Consider the following 20,816-nt stretch of genomic DNA (forward strand, 5'->3'; position numbering starts at 1 on the left):
TTTGTTTAAATGTGATATACAATTGAGTTGTTAGAAAAGGAAGAGGTATGCTATACTATTTTTGTGAAACAAATTGCACAGAAAACTTATCATTTGTTAAAAAATAAGGTATGATGGATAAAAATAAAGTGAAGCTTTCTAAGTATAATATAATGTGGAAAGTGAAGAACTTCACGCTTTTTAAGGTGTGTATATATTTTATCTCTAGAGTGGTAGGAAAGTAGAGGGGGAAAATCATGACAAAGCTGCAACGTATTCAAAAAGTATTGGTAGCTAACCGTGGAGAGATTGCAATTCGTGTGTTTCGAGCTTGTTCGGAACTTGGATTAAAAACAGTTGCAATCTATTCGAAAGAGGATAGTGGTTCTTATCATCGCTATAAAGCCGATGAGTCCTATTTAGTTGGGGAAGGAAAAAAACCAATTGATGCTTATCTAGATATTGAAGGCATTATTGAGATTGCAAAAAGTAATCATGTAGATGCAATCCACCCTGGATATGGTTTCTTGTCAGAAAATATTCAATTCGCGAAACGTTGCGAAGAAGAAGGAATTATCTTTATCGGTCCGAAAAGTAAGCATTTAGATATGTTTGGAGATAAAGTGAAAGCAAGAACACAAGCGCAGCTAGCACAAATTCCAGTTATACCTGGTAGTGATGGTCCAGTAGATTCATTAGAAGAAGTCGAAAAATTTGCTGAAAAGTATGATTACCCGATTATTATTAAAGCGTCCCTTGGTGGTGGCGGTCGTGGTATGCGTATTGTGCGTACTAGTGAGGAATTAGGAGAATCATATAATCGAGCAAAATCAGAAGCGAAAGCAGCCTTTGGTAATGATGAAGTTTACGTCGAAAAATTCGTTGAAAAACCTAAACATATAGAAGTACAAATTTTAGCAGATGAAGAAGGCAATGTTGTTCATTTATACGAGCGTGACTGTTCTGTACAACGTCGTCATCAAAAAGTTGTAGAAATAGCACCGAGTGTATCACTTTCAGATGATCTGCGTCAGCGTATTTGTGATGCTGCTGTGAAGTTAACGAAAAATGTAAACTATTTAAATGCAGGAACAGTAGAATTCCTTGTAAAAGATGATGAGTTTTACTTTATTGAAGTAAATCCACGTGTTCAAGTAGAACATACGATTACAGAGATGATCACAGGAGTCGATATCGTTCAATCGCAAATTTTAATAGCTGATGGACATGCATTACATAGTAAAATAGTAGGTGTTCCGAAGCAAGAGGAAGTGGTTGTACACGGATTTGCAATCCAATCTCGTGTAACAACTGAAGACCCACTAAATAATTTTATGCCGGATACAGGAAAAATTATGGCGTATCGATCAGGCGGTGGCTTTGGTGTGCGTCTTGATACAGGAAATAGCTTCCAAGGTGCAGTTATTACACCATACTACGATTCTTTACTTGTAAAAGTTACAACTTGGGCACTTACTTTTGAGCAAGCTGCTGCAAAAATGGAACGTAACTTAAAAGAATTCCGTATTCGTGGTATTAAAACAAATATTCCATTCCTAGAGAATGTAGTAAAACATAAAAACTTCTTATCAGGAGAATATGATACTTCGTTTATTGATGTGTCACCTGAACTATTCTTATTCCCGAAACGTAAAGACCGCGGAACGAAAATGTTAAATTATATTGGTTCAGTAACAGTAAATGGCTTCCCAGGAGTAGGGAAAAAAGAAAAGCCAATATTCCCAGATGCTCGTATTCCATGTTTAAAACATTCAGAGCCAATCCAAAATGGAACGAAACAAATTTTGGACGAGCGTGGAGCAGATGGATTAGTAAAATGGGTACAGGATCAAAACCGTGTACTTTTAACGGATACAACATTCCGTGATGCACATCAGTCATTACTTGCAACTCGTATTCGTACAAAAGATTTACATCAAATTGCAGAGCCAACAGCGAGAATGTTACCAAACCTATTCTCAGCTGAAATGTGGGGCGGTGCAACGTTTGATGTCGCGTATCGTTTCTTAAAAGAAGATCCATGGGAACGATTACTAGATCTTCGTGAAAAAATGCCGAACGTTTTATTTCAAATGTTACTACGTTCGTCAAACGCAGTTGGCTACAAAAACTATCCAGATAATTTAATTCAAAAATTTGTGGAGTGTTCTGCTCAAGCAGGCATTGATGTGTTCCGTATTTTTGATAGTTTAAACTGGGTAGAAGGTATGAGAGTTGCAATTGATGCTGTACGAGATACTGGTAAAATTGCAGAAGCAACAATGTGCTACACAGGAGATATTCATGATCCATTACGTAGTAAATATGATTTGAATTATTATAAAAACTTAGCAAAAGAGTTGGAAGCATCGGGAGCTCACATTTTAGGTATTAAAGATATGGCTGGCTTACTAAAACCAAACGCAGCATATGATTTAGTTTCAGCATTAAAAGAGACGGTATCGATTCCGATTCACCTGCATACGCACGATACGAGTGGAAATGGTATATTAACGTATACGAAGGCAATTGAAGCAGGTGTTGATATTGTCGATGTAGCAGTGAGTTCTATGGCTGGTCAAACGTCACAACCGAGTGCGAACACATTATTCTATGCACTAGGTGGAAATGAAAGACAACCAGATGTTAATATCGATTCTTTAGAAAAGCTATCTCATTATTGGGAAGATGTACGCAAATACTATGCACCGTTTGAAAGTGGTATGAATGCACCTCACACAGAGGTATATATGCATGAAATGCCAGGTGGACAGTATAGTAATCTTCAGCAACAAGCGAAGGCGGTTGGTTTAGGAGATCGCTTTGATGAAGTGAAAGTAATGTACCGTCGTGTGAATGACATGTTTGGAGATATTGTAAAAGTAACACCATCATCAAAAGTTGTTGGCGATATGGCGTTATTTATGGTTCAAAACCACCTGACAGAACAAGATGTTTTAGAGCGTGGACATGCTTTGGACTTCCCTGGATCTGTTGTTGAAATGTTCTCTGGTGATTTAGGTCAACCGTACGGTGGTTTCCCGAAAGAATTGCAAAAGATTATTTTAAAAGGGAAAGAGCCGTTAACAGTAAGACCAGGTGAACTACTAGAGCCAGTAGATTTCGACGCGTTAAAAGAAGAATTATTCCATAAACTTGGACGCGAAGTAACAATTTTTGATGTAGTTGCATATGCATTATATCCAAAAGTATTTATGGACTATGAAAAAGTTGCTGAGCTTTATGGAAATGTATCTGTACTTGATACACCGACATTCTTCTATGGTATGAGACTAGGTGAAGAAATTGATGTGGAAATTGAACAAGGTAAGACATTGATGGTTAAACTTGTATCAATTGGAGAACCACAGCCGGATGGAAATCGTGTCCTTTACTTGGAATTTAATGGTCAACCACGTGAAATTGTCGTGAAAGACGAGAGTGTGAAAGCAACAGTTGCACAACGTGTGAAAGGAAACCGTGAAAATCCAAATCACATTAGTGCAACAATGCCAGGAACGGTAATTAAAGTAGTTGTAAAAGAAGGCGATGAAGTGAAAAAAGGCGATTCTATGGCAATTACAGAAGCGATGAAAATGGAAACGACAGTTCAAGCGCCGTTCAATGGTAAAGTGAAGAAAGTATATGTTAACGATGGTGATGCAATTCAAACGGGTGATTTACTTATTGAATTAGATCACTAAAATAAAGAGAAGTAACTGTGTGAATTAATATGATCCCCTTATTGTGGATAGAAAAAAATACGTAGTAATCATTTTATTTATAGAGAGGGGATTATGAAAGTAGGCGAGTATTGCTGAAAGTCACATATAACCTTCGTTTGATTTGCAAGGCCATATACAAAAAATAGGGATTAAAACCGTAATTAAGAAAAAACGACCTTATTGTGAAAAAGAGACACATGTGATTTTAGATAATCATGTAAATAAGGGATCTTCAACTTTAAAACCGAAAGATAAATGTGTTACATACACTTAACTTTTACGTTAAGTGTATGTAACACTCTTTCTGTGATGATAAAGCTGTATAATAACTTAAATAAAGGTTATCAAGTAGTTGGAAATAATAATTTTAAATTAGGCACAGATATTGGATTTGAGGCAATAATTTGGATGTGAAAAAATTAAATCTAAGCGGTTTTTTGCAGATTTTCTATTGAGAGATTTTATAACCGATGCTACTATGGATTCGCTTGCGATTATAAAATCTCTCAATAGATTGAAATAGTGCTAAACTTGCTACTTCAAAAGAGACATATTTTGTATGATATAATTCTTTTTTCTTTAAACTAGCAGGAAGTGACTCGATACATACGTTATCATAAAGAAAGCCTTTTTCACTGGAAGAAGGCTTTGTTCTATTATTTGTTAGTGAATTTTAGAACCCCTGACTTATAGAGGGGTTCCAAGTTATTATACAAAATGGATCCTTTTGTGGTTGTTATATATAGTAAAAGTTTTTTGTTTTTATCACAAGATTCAATGTTATGTTTCGTGAGTTCCTAAAATATGTTGCATCCTAGAAATAATTAATTTGATTCAAAATAAATTATTTCTAGGATGATATGGATGGAAAACATATTTTTTGAAATTATTTAAATTTAAAAAAACTAAAAAAATAACATTTCACCCTTTACATATTATTTTATTATGATATTATGAATAGGAAGGAGGTGGATAAAATGAGAAAAATTACATTATGCGCGAGCTTATTACTTGTTTTATTTTCTATAGGTGCTATAAAATCAGAGGCATACCAAGTTAACTTCAGCAATGTTTATTATTATAGTAGTCCAATCGATTTTACACCAAAGGCTAAAAAGTATACGGACTCTTCTTATGGAATATATACAGAGACATTAAATGTAACTGGAGAGGTTATAATGACCCCAAGAGCCAATGGGGCGTTAGTTGGTACAAAAGCGGTATACAGTTTAGCACAAAAAAAGGGTAAACAAACGCTTCCTAACTGGGCTATCGAAAGTTATGGACCTGGTGTTACAACAGATATTCGATTTAAATTGGATTCTTGGCCTTGGCAGACAGGTAGATCTACATCAACAGGAACATGGCAACCGGATATTTAATAAAATGTTAAATTGCTAGCATAACCATCCCGCTTGAAATGGGGTGGTTATGCTAGTATTTAATTATAAAGGTGGGAAACTATGAAAAACTATATGATGTCATTTGTTAAGAGTCCATATTTATATATATCTTTATTATTAATATATATATTTCCTATTATAAATATAATTCATAATATACAAACGACTTTACAAATGCCATTTAAGATAAACACATTTGATTTTTATATTGGCCCTTATACAATGTGGATAGGGATAGATAATGGTGGGGGACATACTTCCTTTATGTATATGTTACTTCCCATTTTAGTAGCAATTCCGTGTGTTTTTATATATTTCGATAATAAACAATCAGGATATCATTACTTTGCACGCTATAAATTGCAAAGTAATAAGTATAAAAATTTATTTTTTTTATCTGCACTAGTAATTGGTTTTTTACTAACATTTGTGACCTTACTTACTAATTTTCTTACTATGTTTTTAATATGGCCTAATTTCCATATTGATTACACAGCTTTGGATAATGCTGGTAGAGGTGTTTCAACATTTATGTTTCCTTCATTATTTTTTGAGCACCCTTTTTTATTCACTATTATCAATATTATTTTGGTTAGTATGTATGGAAGTATGTTCGCAGTTATATCAATAACATGCTGTGTCTATATTTCTAAAAAATTCATCTGTTTAATTATCCCATTTATATTACAGATATTAATTGGTTTTCTGTCCACCGTTTATAAATCAAAAATTTCATGGACGCCTGCACAGTTTTTAGATATGTCTATTACAACTTCACGTCTCCCTTCTTTTTGGATATTTATTATCCCAATTACGGTCATAATGGCAGCGTATATTATTTATAGAATAAAGGATGTTAACTATGAATAACTTTAAACCTTTTATTGTAACTTATTTTAAGTTAAAGAAGAAATGGCTTATGGCAGTAGGATTTATCCTTTTTCTATTAGCTTTTTCTAATAGTTTTATTGTGTATGACAAAAGTATAGATAAAGGATTTGAACTTTTTTTTAGCAAAAGATATATTGTATTTTTTTTCTTTCCTTTTATCTATTTAAGTTGGTGTGGTATCAATGTTAATAATTTTCTTTTTTTGCAGATCCGATTTAAGTCGAGTAATTATTTGACTGCAATTAATTTAATTATCTACTTTGTAGTGAGTTTATACATAGTGGTAATTGAATCAATTGTTTGTAGCGTGATTACTTTACAAAATGGAACAATTAATATTGATATACTGTTTTTTAGTTTGAATACATTTTTCTATACACTTTTTCTATTCATTTTATTAGATTTTTTTTGTAAGCTTTTCCGTAATTCATTTTTTTCTTTCATGTTAATTTTCGCGTACTTATTTTTTGAGAATAATCTTATTAGTAGCTATAATTGGACGCCTTTATTTGAAGAGGGGTGGATTTTCTTTGAACGACCGTATACACAACAAATCTTTCCACCGCCTAATATTTTCTTATTTATAGGAGCTTTTGGAATTCTAATAGTTTTATATAGTTATCAAAACTCTTTTAGAAAAGTTTTTGTTAAAAAAGGAGATCGGTAATGCTAGTTTTGATAAAAAGAAACTTTTCGTTATTAAGAAACAAAAACTATCTTGCAGTGTGTGTGTTATTAATATCATTTCTTCTTCTTTTAAAAATCAATGGTTATGGATACGTTGATATTTTTAAAGGAATGCCAGTGTTAGATAATATTTCTTTTTTTGATATGCCTTTTTCTTGGTTATTGTTTCAATGGATTCCTTATCTTTTATTTTTGGAACTATTTGCAGGTATTATTTTTACTTTAGACAAATATTTATTGGGGCGTGTGAAAGCAAATAGAATTCTTTTTATAGCTAATTATTTAAGTTTTTTCTTATTATTTTTGCTGTATCACTTACTTGTTTTTTTCTGTACTAGCACATTTACAAAACTGGAATTTTATTTAATACTATTTAATTTAATAACCACAAGTTTATTATCCCTTTTTTCATTTTGCTTACTCTTTTTTTTACGAAGTATATATGTTTTTGTTTGTATTAGTTGTATTTATTTTTTTGCAGTTATACAATATAGGTTTTTCCCTGTTATTAATCATACTATGTTCGAAAGAATGGGGTTTTTATGGAAAATGGAAGATACACTTATTGTGACTGCGTTTGTTGTTTTTCTTATTCTATTATCTGTACGTATTAGCAAATTTTATTTTAGGGAGAGGCGCTTTTTATGACAAGAAGAATTTGTGTTAACAATATTAGTAAAACTTTGAAGAAAAGGAGGATTATATCTGACTTTTCGTGTGAAATGATTAGTGGAAGAATTTATGGATTTCAGGGAGCTAATGGATCTGGAAAAACGGTCTTATTTAAAATGTTATTAGGTTTCTTAAGACCAGATAGTGGAACTATTGAAATTGATAATAAACTATTATATGAAGAGGTTGAGTTTCCAAGTGATACTGGTTTTATTATTGAATATCCTGGATTCGTTAAATATTATACGGGTAAGGAAAATTTAAGGCTATTATCATCAGTTCAAAATTTAATACATGATAAGGAAATTAATATAGCCATGAATCGAGTAGGATTAGATCCAGAAAATAAGATGAAGGTAAAAAATTATTCCTTGGGAATGAAACAAAGATTGGGTATTGCGCAAGCATTTATGGAAAATCCCTCTTTAATTATTCTTGATGAGCCCACAAATGCTTTAGACAAAGAGGGAATTAAATTATTAATTAGTCTTATTAAGGAATGGAAAGAAGGTGGGAAATGTGTTCTTCTTACTAGTCATAATGAATCTTTTCTAACAGAGGTTTGTACTGATTTGTTTATATTTGAAGAAAACAAAATTAGAAAAGAGGTTATTTCGTGACTATGAAAAAGAAGAGAATTATTTTTCTATGCATTTGTTTACTTGCTATATGTTTGATTATATTCAGGTATAATCAAGTGAACAAACCAGCTAAAGTAGTTTCTTTTCAGACGATTAAAATTGATAAAGAACAAGAAATTAAAGCGAAAAATGGTATAAATCTACATGTTGAAAAAGTAAGTAGATTTAAAAATAAAGAGGATGGATTGAATTACTACAAAATATTAATTTCTGTTTTAAATGAATCGAATAATGAAGTGGAGATAAATACTAATCATTTTTATTTGTCAAATGATTATTTTTCTACCAGTCTGATTACTGGAGTCAATCCTTTACAAGAGAACGAAGAAATAAAATTTGGCACACGTATATATGTAGAACCTCAAAAAACGGGGAAATATGAAATCGTTGTTCCAATATTTTCGGAATTTTATAGTGGTAAAGAAAAATCAAAAGATATTTACTTTAACTATAAGGTTATAGATATAAAAAGTAATACTATATCGGAGTATAAAATTAAACTTTAAAAGAAGAGAGCTAATTGAGCTTTCTGCAAAAAAAGTAAATTCTTCATCACTCCTTATGTAGATTTAATGATTGACTAGGATTGAGATTTTTAGACATATTTCTTTCCTGTATATTACTATATAGTTAAATATTTTAGGAGTGCAATAACTAAGGTGATTTTTGTAGTTATTTAGATAAGAAAGCTCCTTCTTTTAATCCTGTATATTATTATGTATCTTTTGAAAAGGAAAATTGGAAAATGTTGAGTAACATTAAGGGAATCATTTCTACTTCTGCATCCTGGTATTATCTATCCCTCTATAGTAGACAGTTGAAGGGAAGTTACGATACTGTTTATTATGAGGTTTTTTTTGAGGGAATTAGGAGAAGTTTGTTAATTGAATTTAAAAATGAAAGTTATTGAACTGTACTGACAGTTTGTTAATCTAAGTGCGATATCTCCTTTTGAAACACTTCGTGGGCAGTCTTTTAAACTAAACATTTTCTCGGTTTTTGATTAATAAATGCAATATATGATTTAATAACATTTGTGAAACAGGTCTTAAATCTGTTCTTTTTGGGAAATTCTCGTGGTAACCCATTTTCGTTACTGCCTCATTTTCATAAAGAGTAAGGATTGGAAAATAACACTGCTATTTCTAAGTCTTTTCCACCCTCTGATAACACGAAAATTCTTTTTCTATCAATAGTGGCTGCTTGAAACACAGTTGATGGATACATGGCAGATCTCTGTTTTATAACTTTCGTGAAACAGCCTTTACTTTTCCTGTGATTTAAAATAATCGTATCTAATCCCCAACGTCCAAATACTTCTCTTTTTTACTTAAGATGGTTGCTTTTGAATAGAAATTCCTATATTGAAACGTGCATGTGTTTCAATATAGGAATTTCTGTGTTTTCTTTTCGATCTCAATAAAGGGATAATTAGCTGTAGACGTACATGTTAAATTGGAGTGTTGAATTTTTGTAGTTTGTGAAGAAGTATCGTTGTAAATTGCAACAGTTAATCATCCTGGGGAAAATAGGTTTTTGCAGGTTGCTATGGTTAAAATTGTAGACAAAATCTTGCTTACTATGAAGGAATATCCTATAGAATGGCTTTTTTTGTATCCCCTTCAACGGATACATTTTAGAAATTATTTTTTTACAAATAATAACTGGTTCTCGGAAAATAAATAAGAACCAGTTATTGAAGTTTTAAGTTACTTTATTTTGTTTGTTTAGAAGTTGATTCGGCTTCTTTTGCATTCACTTTACTTCTTGTTCCTAACATAACTAAATAGCATAGTACGGCAAACAAGCAAGAAATAAATAGAGAATGTAACAATGCCATTGCTAAACTAGCGTTTGTAAATACAACTAAAACTCCTACTACAGCTTGAAGTGTAACAAGGATAAATGAAATGATCCATCCCCAATATACGACAGGTTGCTGTTTGTAATGGCGAATAGCGAGAATCATCGCGTATAGTATCCAAGCGAAAATTAACATCGCTGCAACTCTATGGCCCATTTGAACCCATTCATGTAGTTGAGTTGGCATAGGTCTGTTTTTGCTACATAAAGGAAAGTCTGGACAGGCTAAGCTAGCTCGTTCGTGACGTACTAAAGCACCTGTGTAGACAACGATATAACTGTAAATTGTTACACCATAAATATGAAATTTCATTTTTTTGTCCATAATAAGAGAACGTGCATCAAATTTTTGGTCAATTTCAAAGATAAGACACGTTAATAAAATGACAGAAGCAAATGAAATTAAGGAAATACCGAAATGGATAGCAAGTACAGCTGGCATTTGTCCCCAAACAACTGCTGCTGCTCCCATTAATGCTTGTGCAACTAAAAATACGAAGGATAAAATTGCTAACGTTTTTGTTTCACGCACATGTTTATAATATTTCCAGGACAAAATACAAAGGAGAGTGACAAGAATTCCAGCTGATCCTGATGTTAATCGGTGGCTAAGTTCAATAATAGTTTCCATTGATAAATTAGATGGAACAAATTCACCGTTACAAAGTGGCCATGATTTACCACAACCTTGACCAGAACCTGTTTTTGTAACTAAAGCGCCTCCTAATAAAACTATTAATAAATCAAGGCTTGTAATGACTGCTAACCATTTAATAAAGCGTTGCAATCTCTTTCACCATCTTTCTGCTATGAAGTTATTGCGAAATATTTTCATTCCATTATGTATAGAATAAAACGCGCTAGTTCCTATGATATATAAAAAATAATAAAATAGCAAAGAAATGGAGGGGAAAGGAAAGGGGGAGAAAATAGGTGTAAAAACAGGGTTCCTAAGGAAAAATTTAGGTGAAAAATAGGCTATTTTGAAAAGAAATGGGGAGAATACGTGTTAAATAGGATAAAATAGTTTATTATAGAAGGTAACATCATGTTATGATAAGGACAAGTCAGAATGAAGTTTTTTATATTCGACACAAAAAGTTCATGTTTTCTTCACAAAATGTTCGGGAAATATGATTTAATATATTGGAGTATGGGCGTAGATTAGTAGTAGAATGGGTTAACAATGTTTCTACTGTAATAATATTGCTATATAGAAGCGAATTATTTCATTTGAAATAGGCGCAAAAAGAAAGATGAAAGTTTTAAGAGGGGGTTAGAGTGATGAACCATGCAACAAGTGAGCTGCATGATGAGTCCGCTGTTACAAGTGTACCGGAAACAACTCGGATACAAGATTTAAAAGCACTCGTTAAAATGGGGATTGTAAACTCAAATACACTTACTGTATTTACAGGATTTTGGTTGGCATTACACTTTAATGGATTAAGTGTAATGGACAATCTGGATAAGTTATTCTTTACAATCGTTGGTTCTGGATTAGTTATGGCAGGGGTATGTTGTTTAAACAACTACATTGATCGAGACATCGATCCATTAATGGAAAGAACAAAGACCCGTCCAACGGTTACTGGAAAGTATAAACCAGGATTTGCACTTACATTTGGACTAGTCATATTACTTCTTGGTTTTGTATTTTTATTATTAACAACACCAATGGCAGTCTTAATGGGATTTATTGGTGCTTTCACATATGTTGTTCTATATAGTTTATGGACAAAGAGAAAGTATACACTAAATACTGTTGTAGGTAGTATATCTGGTGCAGTTCCACCTTTAATTGGATGGGCAGCAATCGATCCATCTTTAGGTCATCCAATTGCTTGGATGTTATTTTTAATTATGTTTATTTGGCAAATCCCACATTTCCTTGCATTAGCGATGAAACGTGTTGATGAATATCGAAATGCAGGAATTCCAATGCTTCCTGTAGTTCATGGATTTGAAATTACGAAACGCCAAATTATGATTTGGACAGTATGTTTATTACCACTACCATTTTATATGAGTGGACTAGGGATAACATTTATGGTAATTGCAACACTGCTTAACATCGGATGGATCGCTTTAGGATTTTATGGATTCCGTAAGAAAGATGACATAAAATGGTCCGTGCAAATGTTTGTTTATTCCCTAAATTATTTAACAATCTTATTTGTATCAATGATTGTAGTTACATTCTTCTAAGACAACGACATAATTGGATTTCTTTACGTTGAGATTTACTTTACTTAACTATAAAGTACAATCTAATTCACAAGGAAAGTGGGGGTTGTTTGTATGAAGAAACAGTGGCGACTGCTTTCGTTCGTTTCACTGCTGGCTTTACTGTTAGGGGGATGCGGTAAAGCCTTTCAATCTACTTTAATTCCGCAAGGAGAAGTAGCAAAAATGCAATATGATTTACTTCTACTGGCGAGTGCAATCATGGTAGGAGTAGTACTAGTAGTTACTATTATTTTCTTGTATGTAATTGTGCGTTTCCGACAAAAGAAAGGTCAGGAAGATTATATTCCAGAGCAAGTTGAAGGAAATCACAAGCTAGAAATTATATGGACAGTTATTCCGATTATTCTTTTACTAATCTTAGCTGTTCCAACGGTTACATATACATTCAAACTTGCTGATGTAAGTGCGATGGAGAAAAAGAATATTGATAAAGATACTATCGTTGTTGATGTAACAGCGAATCTTTATTGGTGGGAATTTTCTTATAAATCAGAAAAGATAGTAACTTCGCAAGATTTAGTCATCCCCACAGGTAAGAAAGTGTATTTAAATTTGAAGGGTGCCGATATTAAACACTCATTTTGGGTTCCATCTTTAGCTGGGAAAATGGATACAAATACAGACAATGTGAACAAAATGTGGTTAAAGGCAGATAAATCGGGCACTTATAATGGTTTTTGTACAGAATTTTGCGGCCCATCACATTCTTTAATGCAATTTAAAGTGAAAGCTTTAGATGAAAGCGAGTACAAAAATTGGCTTGCTGATATGAAGAAGATTGATGGGAAGAAAGAAGTAGCTTCAACAAAGGCGCAAGAGGGCCAAGAAATATTTAATAAAAGCTGTATTGGTTGTCACGCAGTTGGATCTAATGATAGTAGACCACCTTCCGCTCGTATCGCACCAAACTTAGCAAACTTTGCGGATCGCGATATGGTTGCCGGTATTGCCGAAAACAATGAAGAAAACTTAAAAAAATGGCTGAAAGATCCTGAAAATATGAAGCCAGGAAACAAAATGACTGGCAAATATGGCAACTTAACGGATGATCAAATTGATGCATTAAATGCATACTTACAAACGTTAAAAGTTGAAAAGTAAAGAGGGATTATTCGCGAAGGGGAGGTTGAAAACGTGAGTTCTGTAGCAAAAAAACAGGGGATGGGTGCTGTCATATGGGATTATTTAACGACAGTAGACCATAAAAAGATTGCCATTCTCTATTTAATTGCAGGTGGATTGTTTTTTGTAATAGGCGGAATAGAAGCTCTATTTATTCGCCTTCAATTAGCGATTCCTAACAACGCTTTTCTTGTTGGGGATGCTTATAATCAAGTATTGACGATGCACGGTACAACAATGATTTTCCTCGCAGCTATGCCACTCGTGTTTGCATTTATGAACGCCGCTGTACCACTTCAAATTGGTGCACGTGATGTAGCGTTCCCGTTTTTGAATTCACTCGGATTTTGGTTATTTTTCTTTGGTGGAGTATTTTTAAATTTAAGTTGGTTTTTAGGTGGAGCACCTGATGCAGGATGGACATCTTATGCATCTTTAGCTTTAGCTTCTAAAGGTCATGGTGTTGATTTCTATGTACTCGGTTTGCAAATCTCAGGTATTGGTACATTAATTGGAGGGATTAACTTCCTTGTCACCATTATTAATATGCGTGCGCCAGGAATGACGTATATGCGTATGCCGATGTTTACATGGACGACATTTGTAACATCTTCGCTTATATTATTCGCTTTTCCACCGTTAACGGTAGGATTAGGACTTTTAATGTTAGATCGTTTATTTGGAACAAGTTTCTTTAATCCAGCATTGGGTGGGAATACAATTATATGGGAGCATTTATTCTGGATTTTCGGTCATCCAGAAGTATACATTCTTATACTCCCAGCTTTCGGAATATTCTCAGAAATCTTCGCGACATTTTCGAAAAAACGATTGTTTGGTTATTCATCGATGGTGTTTGCGACTGTATTAATTGGATTTTTAGGATTTATGGTATGGGCGCATCATATGTTTACTGTTGGACTTGGTCCAGTTGCTAATGCTATTTTCTCAGTTGCAACAATGGCGATTGCGGTTCCGACTGGTATCAAAATATTCAACTGGCTCTTTACAATGTGGGGCGGAAGTATTCGTTTTACGACACCAATGATGTGGGCAGTAGCTTTCATTCCATCATTCGTAATGGGTGGAGTTACAGGGGTTATGCTAGCATCTGCACCAGCTGATTATCAATTTCATGATAATTATTTCGTAGTAGCACATTTTCATTATGTAATCGTTGGCGGTGTTGTATTTGGTTTACTTGCAGGAGCTCATTATTATTGGCCACTGATGTTTAATAAAGTATTAAATGAAACATTAGGAAAGATAACGTTTTGGCTATTCTTTATCGGTTTCCATTTAACGTTCTTTATTCAGCATTTCCTTGGCTTGATTGGTATGCCACGCCGTTACTACACATATCTTGAAGGGCAAGGGTTGGAAATGGGGAATATGATTAGTTCTATCGGAGCGGTGTTTATGGCTCTTGGGACGATTGTTCTTCTATTCAATGTAATTAAAACGACAGTATCAAAAGAAAAAGCTGGTCGTGATCCGTGGGATGCACGTACATTAGAATGGACGATGCCAGCACCGACACCAGAATATAACTTTAAACAACTACCATTTGTTCGCGGATTAGATCCGTTTTGGATTGAAAAACGTGAAGGTAATAAAGAGATGACAGCAGCGGAACCAATTGGTGATATTCATATGCCAAATCCTTCGTTTTCACCATTTGTCATTTCTTTCGGATTGTTTATAGCGGCATTTGGTGCAATGTATATGCAGGGCGGAAAAGATAAGTTCTGGTTATTAGTAGCAATTATTGGTTTAATCATTACATTTGGCGCAATGTTCCTACGTTCAGTAATCGATGATCATGGATACCATATTCATAAGGAAGATTTAGATGATAAGGGGGGCAAGGCATAATGCATGTAGATGAAAAATTAACGAATGAAACATTTCCAGCAGAGCCTGAAAAAGCAACCCTTGAAGGGAAAAATAAGTTTGTCGGTTTTTGGTTATTTCTTGGAGGCGAAACAGTGTTGTTCGCTTCCTTATTCGGAACATATTTAGCATTAAAGAATTCTACAAATGGTGGACCAACATCTCAAGAAATGTTCCAAATGCCACTCGTTTTCATTATGACGATGCTTTTATTAACGAGTAGCTTAACAAGTGTATATGCGATGTATCACATGAAAAACTTTAACTTTAAGAAAATGCAACTTTGGTTACTAGTAACTGTATTGCTAGGTTTAGGATTTTTAGGGTTTGAGATATATGAGTTTTATCATTATACACATGAATTTAAGCATACTATGAGAAGTAGTGCGTTTGGCTCTGCATTTTATGCTCTTGTTGGTACACATGGACTCCACGTATTGTTTGGGTTGTGTTGGATTTTAACATTAATCTTTAGAAATGCGAAGAGAGGTCTAAATTTATACAATGCACCGAAGTTTTATGTTGCATCAATTTATTGGCACTTTATTGACGTAGTTTGGGTGTTTATTTTCACTGTAGTATATTTAATGGGAATGGTGGGATAAACAATGGCGATAAAGCAAACAAATAATCCTAAAGTTGATCTTGTTTATCGGAAGAGAAAAAGTGCGGAGGAAATGAAGCATCAAGTTATTACGTTTGCATTAATGATTTTTTTAACATTAGTTGCATTTGTAGCAGTGGCGTATCCAAAAACTTTTAGTCCGACTTTCTCTGTGCCATTTATTTTACTATTAGCAGTGGTACAAGTAATTTTTCAATTGTATTATTTTATGCATATGAGCCATAAAGGACATGAAGCAGCAAGTTTCTTTCTTTACTCTGGCCTGCTAATAGGGTTAATTACAATTTTAGCTTTTATGACAATTGTGTGGATTTGAAAAGTGAAATATAAGGGAGCTTGTGTTGTCACAGCTCCCTCTTCATATTATGGGATAACCTTACGAAGGTAGGTGTGAAAATGAGTAACTTGTGGATATTTGGTTTTCAGGCTTTATGGAGTCCAATTTTTTTATTATTTATGCTTTCGATTCTTATTGGGTACTTCTTAATTATTGGACCTTATAGAATGCGATTTGAAAATGCGACGAAGGTAAGTAAGAAGCAAATTTTTTATTTTACGACTGGTATTGTTCTTTTGTATTTTGTAAAGGGAGGGCCTATTGATTTAATTGGCCATATTATATTTAGTGCTCATATGTTTGAAATGGCAGTCATGTATATTGCAGTTCCACCGTTACTGTTGCTTGGTATACCAACTTGGTTATATCGTTACATTACTTCTTTTAAGTTCGTTCAAATTATATTAAAGGTATTTGCTAAACCACTTATTGCGTTGTTTGTATTTAACGGCCTGTTTTCTTTTTATCATTTACCAGTTGTTTTTGATACGGTAAAACAAAGTCAAATTGCTCATCCTATTTGTCTCGCTATATTGTTTTTTACAGCAATCATGATGTGGTGGCCGATGTTAAATCCATTACCAGAATATCAAACGTTAAGTGATATAAAGAAACTTGGTTACATGTTTGCTAATGGTATATTATTAACGCCAGCTTGTGCGTTAATAATTTTTGCGACAGCCCCGTTATTTGCAACGTATACGGATCCGGCTGCTTGGATGAAAGCGATGGAACTATGTGTACCAGCGGGCACTTTATCAGATTTAAATATAACGGGACCGGAATTTTTGCACTGGATGCCAGTAGTACAAGACCAGCAAACTGGTGGTATCATAATGAAAATTGTCCAGGAAATAGTGTACGGTACAATTATAGGCTATGTATTCTTTAGATGGGCACGTAGAGAACGTGAAAAGGATAAGGAGCAGTTGCAACAATTGCCGCCGTATTTACAAACTAAGTAAAAAAAGTGTATGGGATTCCATACGCTTTTTTTACTTAGTTTTAGTTTTTTATGAAAGATTGAATTTTCTAATTATTTATGTTAAGTTAGTGTAGGCGTGTACTAAAAGTGGATATAAAATTTACTACTAGCTTTCATGCGTAATAATTCCATATGTGGTGCAAGTTTTTTAGAGAGTTACAAAAATATATTGTTATCTTTAATAAACACGAACTATTTTAAGGGGGAATTTAAATGGGTAGTAGTGGAAGTATGGTAAAGCCGATTAGTGGTTTTTTGACAGCGCTAATTCAATATCCAGTACCAGTAGTAGAGTCACGTGCAGACATTGATAAACAAATTCAACAAATCATAAAAACAATTCATTCGACCAAATCAGGTTACCCTGGATTAGAATTGATAGTATTTCCTGAGTATAGTACACAAGGGCTCAATACAAAAAAATGGACTACAGAAGAATTTTTATGTACAGTGCCTGGGCCAGAAACAGACTTATTTGCTGAGGCATGTAAGGAATCTAAAGTATATGGTGTTTTTTCAATAATGGAAAAAAACCCTGATGGTGGAGAGCCATATAATACAGCAGTTATTATTGATCCACAAGGTGAAATGATTTTGAAGTATCGTAAGCTAAATCCTTGGGTGCCAGTCGAGCCTTGGAAAGCTGGAGATTTAGGCTTACCTGTTTGTGATGGACCTGGAGGAAGTAAATTAGCTGTTTGTATTTGTCATGATGGCATGTTCCCTGAAGTAGCTCGTGAAGCAGCCTATAAAGGTGCAAATGTCTTGATTCGTATTTCTGGGTATAGCACACAAGTTAGTGAACAATGGATGCTAACCAATCGTTCAAATGCATGGCAGAATTTAATGTATACATTGTCGGTAAACTTAGCGGGTTATGATGGTGTATTTTATTACTTTGGTGAAGGACAAGTATGTAATTTTGATGGGACTACTTTAGTACAGGGGCATCGAAATCCTTGGGAGATTGTTACTGCTGAAGTATATCCAGAACTAGCAGATCAGGCTAGATTAGGATGGGGATTAGAAAATAATATATATAATCTAGGTTCAAGAGGATATGTAGCAACTCCTGGTGGGGTGAAAGAAAATCCATATACGTTTGTAAAAGATTTAGCTGAAGGTAAATATAAGGTTCCTTGGGAAGATGAGATTAAAGTAAAAGATGGATCTATTTATGGATATCCAGTAAAAAAAACGATTCATTCTTAGGGGAGGGAAAAAACAAGCGCATCATATTGATGCGCTTGTTTTTGTTAATCAATAATTTGAAGTTCCTTTAACTCTTTTTCGACATTTTGTAGGAGTTGTTCACTTTTTTGAAGTACATTCGTTGGAAAAGTCTCATCATCGCCATATTCAACGCCGTGAGGATAATAATGTTTTCCTAATAAGGGAGGGAGTAGTTTTACTTCAGCGTGTCTACTGCCAATGTCACCTTCAACAGCAACGCCTTGCACTCGCAAATAATAAACATCCTTTAATATTTCAAATTTATAATCGTATGTAACCCGTTCATAATCCCACTGTCCAGCAAGTACGAAGTGGTTGTTTTCCATGATTTCAGTTAAAAGAGTTAATTCAACGACGGCTCCATTAAATTTCGTATTTGTAAATTGCATATAATACCTCCTTTTTTAATGTTACACCATTATTTTTATAATAGTATGAATAATAAGAAAGTGCAATTCATATTGAGAGAAAAGGGATAATCCAGACTTTTTTCACAAAAATATGATATAGTGAAAAGAGTACGGTACACACAAAAAGAAAGAAAAGGATTTGTGTATATCTCAATTTTATGTTTTGTTCAGGAGGTATATCGTTTGAAGAAATTATTGCGTATCGTAATGATTACAATTTTAATTTTAGCTGTTGATTTATACGGGAAATTACTCGTTTCACAATATATATTAACCCCATCTCAATCAAAGCAAGAAAATAAAATTGTGAAAAAGAAAAAGCAAATTAAGGAAGACTCCTCAGACACTGTTTTAAATATGATTGGTGAAGACTCTGAAAATTTATTAGCGAAGTGGGGAGAACCCTCTCGAATAGAGCCATCTGCATACGGATATGAATGGTGGGTATACAATCAGGATTTAACTCAGTATGTTCAATTCGGAGTTTCTGAACGTAAAGTTATAACGGCGTACGCTGCTGGTGAACAAGTTAAGGTTCCACCTTATTATATAAATGAAAAATATGAAGAAGTATATAAAAAAAGTCCGCTTTCGCATGAAATTTCATTAAAAAGAGGGAAAAATAGTTATCAATTTGAACTATCTGATACCGAAGTCATGGAACAACCGTTAATACCTGTAGAAGATGGATGGGCGCAATTGTATTTTGATCAATTTACACATGAGCTTGTGGGTGTTCGTTATATGGATGATGAAACTTTATTACGCCAAAGACCATATCAGCTCGTTTATTCAGGTGAATTAATAGCAGAACAACCATTGACTCCAGAAAAGATAAAACAAGTAGAAAATGGGAATATGCAACAAATTTTTGATTTAACAAATATCATTCGAAGTCGTCATAAATTACCATTATTAACATGGGATCAGGAAACGGCAGATGTTGCTGTTGGTCACAGTAAAGATATGAAAGACAATAATTATTTTTCTCATGACTCACCTACATTAGGTACGCTAGGAGATCGTTTGCAGCGCGGGAAAGTAGGATTTCAACTTGCTGGTGAGAACATAGCGGCGCAACATAGTGATGGAATTGCGGCAGTGCAAGGTTGGTTAAATAGTGAGGGGCATAGAAAGAATTTATTAAATGAACAATTTACAGGATTAGGTGTTGGTGTATACGATAAATTTTATACACAAAACTTTATTCGAAAATAAAGCGAAACTGTAAGCGGTGGGGTGTTACATCACCTAATTAGTTACTTCGTATTCACTGAATTGTAGGTGGGAATCTGACCGTATGCAAATAGCAGAAAAAAAGGTGCATGAATCGTCTAAAAATAGGCGAACCATGCGCCTTTTTTTTCTTACTATATAGTAGATATACATGGAGAGGTGAGGATTATGCCAACAACAAAAGGGCCGTTACATCCATCGGTTCAACAGTTTAAAGAATTTGTAAACCATCACCCTAAAATGGTTCATGAGGTTAGAAATGGTCACAAAACTTGGCAACAATTTTATGAAGAATGGTACTTACTTGGTGAAGAAGATCCAATATGGGCAACTTATAGACCGGATGGAGCGCCTGCGTTTTCTTCGGTAAAAGAAAATAAAAAAGAAAAAGATAATCGAACTGAAGAGGAAAAAACTGCTGATGTGATGGGGCAAATGCTTTCTTTTTTTAAAAAGTTGGACGTGGAACAAATGCAGAACCATTTAGCTAATGTGACGAGTGCTATTGGGAGCGTGCAACAAGTTATTCAGCAATTTCAAGGTAACCGTACGCAGCAAGAACAAAGTACTTCAGAAAATAACCCGTTTTTCTTTCAAAAGGATTAGGGGGAAAGATGATGAGAGCAGAAATTATGGAGTTTATAAAGGCTGATGAGGATTTATCTCGCTATATTAGAGAGCAACCGTACTGGTATAGAAAATTAACACGAAATCCTGAAGAAAAAGAGGCTTTTGAGTTAGCGGCGATGCAACATTTCAAAAAAACAATACCAGATAAAGTGGAAAAATTTCAAAATCAATTGGCTGTTGCTTCGATCATGATTGATATGTTTCAGTATATGAAGCAACAAAATGCAACCTAAT

General features: G+C 33.8%; 19 protein-coding genes. 17 read left to right on the forward strand and 2 right to left on the reverse strand.

The annotated features are described in order from the left end of the window. Nucleotides 1-236 precede the first annotated feature (236 nt). The 7 genes from pyc (at nucleotide 237) to AC1Q8M_RS19395 (ending at nucleotide 8,504) form a co-directional block, all read left to right on the forward strand. Nucleotides 237-3,683: a pyruvate carboxylase gene (gene pyc, locus AC1Q8M_RS19365; RefSeq protein ID WP_000164055.1), complete on the forward strand. Its 3,447-nt coding sequence runs from the start codon at nucleotides 237-239 to the stop codon at nucleotides 3,681-3,683. 998 nt (nucleotides 3,684-4,681) lie between these two features. Then, nucleotides 4,682-5,086, forward strand: coding sequence for a hypothetical protein (locus AC1Q8M_RS19370; protein ID WP_016512363.1), 405 nt, complete (start codon nucleotides 4,682-4,684; stop codon nucleotides 5,084-5,086). 81 nt (nucleotides 5,087-5,167) lie between these two features. After that, nucleotides 5,168-5,977 (forward strand): hypothetical protein, encoded by an 810-nt coding sequence (locus AC1Q8M_RS19375; protein WP_016512364.1) that lies wholly within the window; start codon nucleotides 5,168-5,170, stop codon nucleotides 5,975-5,977. After that, nucleotides 5,970-6,665, forward strand: a complete 696-nt coding sequence (locus AC1Q8M_RS19380) for a hypothetical protein (RefSeq protein ID WP_016512365.1) — start codon at nucleotides 5,970-5,972, stop codon at nucleotides 6,663-6,665. The genes AC1Q8M_RS19375 and AC1Q8M_RS19380 overlap by 8 nt, the downstream gene beginning before the upstream one ends. Further along, nucleotides 6,665-7,333: a hypothetical protein gene (locus AC1Q8M_RS19385; RefSeq protein ID WP_016512366.1), complete on the forward strand. Its 669-nt coding sequence runs from the start codon at nucleotides 6,665-6,667 to the stop codon at nucleotides 7,331-7,333. Before AC1Q8M_RS19380 ends, AC1Q8M_RS19385 begins: the two co-directional genes overlap by 1 nt. Continuing rightward, on the forward strand, nucleotides 7,330-7,977 hold the full coding sequence (locus tag AC1Q8M_RS19390) for an ATP-binding cassette domain-containing protein (protein ID WP_016512367.1): 648 nt from the start codon (nucleotides 7,330-7,332) through the stop codon (nucleotides 7,975-7,977). Before AC1Q8M_RS19385 ends, AC1Q8M_RS19390 begins: the two co-directional genes overlap by 4 nt. Next, nucleotides 7,974-8,504 (forward strand): hypothetical protein, encoded by a 531-nt coding sequence (locus AC1Q8M_RS19395; RefSeq protein WP_016512368.1) that lies wholly within the window; start codon nucleotides 7,974-7,976, stop codon nucleotides 8,502-8,504. The genes AC1Q8M_RS19390 and AC1Q8M_RS19395 overlap by 4 nt, the downstream gene beginning before the upstream one ends. A gap of 1,208 nt (nucleotides 8,505-9,712) precedes the next feature. On the opposite strand, the gene ctaA is transcribed toward AC1Q8M_RS19395, so the two are convergent. Continuing rightward, nucleotides 9,713-10,648: a heme A synthase gene (ctaA, locus tag AC1Q8M_RS19400; RefSeq protein ID WP_001188744.1), complete on the reverse strand. Its 936-nt coding sequence runs from the start codon at nucleotides 10,646-10,648 to the stop codon at nucleotides 9,713-9,715. A 497-nt stretch (nucleotides 10,649-11,145) separates the two neighbouring features. Here ctaA and ctaB point away from each other — a divergent pair, with 497 nt between their 5' ends. The 7 genes from ctaB (at nucleotide 11,146) to AC1Q8M_RS19435 (ending at nucleotide 18,285) form a co-directional block, all read left to right on the forward strand. Then, nucleotides 11,146-12,069 carry a protoheme IX farnesyltransferase gene (gene ctaB / locus AC1Q8M_RS19405; RefSeq protein WP_001015053.1) on the forward strand — a complete coding sequence of 308 codons (924 nt, stop codon included), beginning with the start codon at nucleotides 11,146-11,148 and terminating at the stop codon, nucleotides 12,067-12,069. Nucleotides 12,070-12,162: 93 nt separating this feature from the next. Beyond that, a complete protein-coding gene (gene coxB / locus AC1Q8M_RS19410) occupies nucleotides 12,163-13,212 on the forward strand; it encodes a cytochrome c oxidase subunit II (RefSeq protein ID WP_000745273.1) in 1,050 nt (349 codons plus the stop codon). Between the two features lie 60 nt (nucleotides 13,213-13,272). After that, nucleotides 13,273-15,108: a cytochrome c oxidase subunit I gene (gene ctaD, locus AC1Q8M_RS19415; protein WP_153587159.1), complete on the forward strand. Its 1,836-nt coding sequence runs from the start codon at nucleotides 13,273-13,275 to the stop codon at nucleotides 15,106-15,108. After that, nucleotides 15,108-15,731: a cytochrome c oxidase subunit III gene (gene ctaE, locus AC1Q8M_RS19420; protein ID WP_000557861.1), complete on the forward strand. Its 624-nt coding sequence runs from the start codon at nucleotides 15,108-15,110 to the stop codon at nucleotides 15,729-15,731. The genes ctaD and ctaE overlap by 1 nt, the downstream gene beginning before the upstream one ends. 3 nt (nucleotides 15,732-15,734) lie before the next feature. Then, on the forward strand, nucleotides 15,735-16,067 hold the full coding sequence (gene ctaF / locus AC1Q8M_RS19425) for a cytochrome c oxidase subunit IVB (protein WP_000985703.1): 333 nt from the start codon (nucleotides 15,735-15,737) through the stop codon (nucleotides 16,065-16,067). An 80-nt stretch (nucleotides 16,068-16,147) separates the two neighbouring features. Beyond that, a complete protein-coding gene (ctaG, locus tag AC1Q8M_RS19430) occupies nucleotides 16,148-17,053 on the forward strand; it encodes a cytochrome c oxidase assembly factor CtaG (protein WP_000069031.1) in 906 nt (301 codons plus the stop codon). Nucleotides 17,054-17,286: 233 nt separating this feature from the next. Beyond that, complete coding sequence (locus AC1Q8M_RS19435; protein WP_000535802.1) at nucleotides 17,287-18,285, forward strand: formamidase; 999 nt, start codon at nucleotides 17,287-17,289, stop codon at nucleotides 18,283-18,285. A 44-nt stretch (nucleotides 18,286-18,329) separates the two neighbouring features. On the opposite strand, the gene AC1Q8M_RS19440 is transcribed toward AC1Q8M_RS19435, so the two are convergent. Then, nucleotides 18,330-18,695 carry a YugN family protein gene (locus AC1Q8M_RS19440; RefSeq protein ID WP_001160948.1) on the reverse strand — a complete coding sequence of 122 codons (366 nt, stop codon included), beginning with the start codon at nucleotides 18,693-18,695 and terminating at the stop codon, nucleotides 18,330-18,332. 204 nt (nucleotides 18,696-18,899) lie between these two features. Here AC1Q8M_RS19440 and AC1Q8M_RS19445 point away from each other — a divergent pair, with 204 nt between their 5' ends. From AC1Q8M_RS19445 to AC1Q8M_RS19455, 3 genes are all read left to right on the forward strand, one after another. Beyond that, a complete protein-coding gene (locus AC1Q8M_RS19445; RefSeq protein WP_000735387.1) occupies nucleotides 18,900-19,934 on the forward strand; it encodes a CAP domain-containing protein in 1,035 nt (344 codons plus the stop codon). Between the two features lie 186 nt (nucleotides 19,935-20,120). Next, the gene (locus tag AC1Q8M_RS19450) at nucleotides 20,121-20,558 is read left to right on the forward strand and encodes a YlbD family protein (RefSeq protein ID WP_001143333.1); all 438 of its coding nucleotides are present in this window, start codon (nucleotides 20,121-20,123) and stop codon (nucleotides 20,556-20,558) included. 11 nt (nucleotides 20,559-20,569) lie between these two features. Then, nucleotides 20,570-20,815: a YlbE-like family protein gene (locus AC1Q8M_RS19455; protein ID WP_001200990.1), complete on the forward strand. Its 246-nt coding sequence runs from the start codon at nucleotides 20,570-20,572 to the stop codon at nucleotides 20,813-20,815. Nucleotide 20,816 lies beyond the last annotated feature (1 nt).

Source organism: Bacillus sp. GW823-FHT06A10, assembly GCF_058795375.1.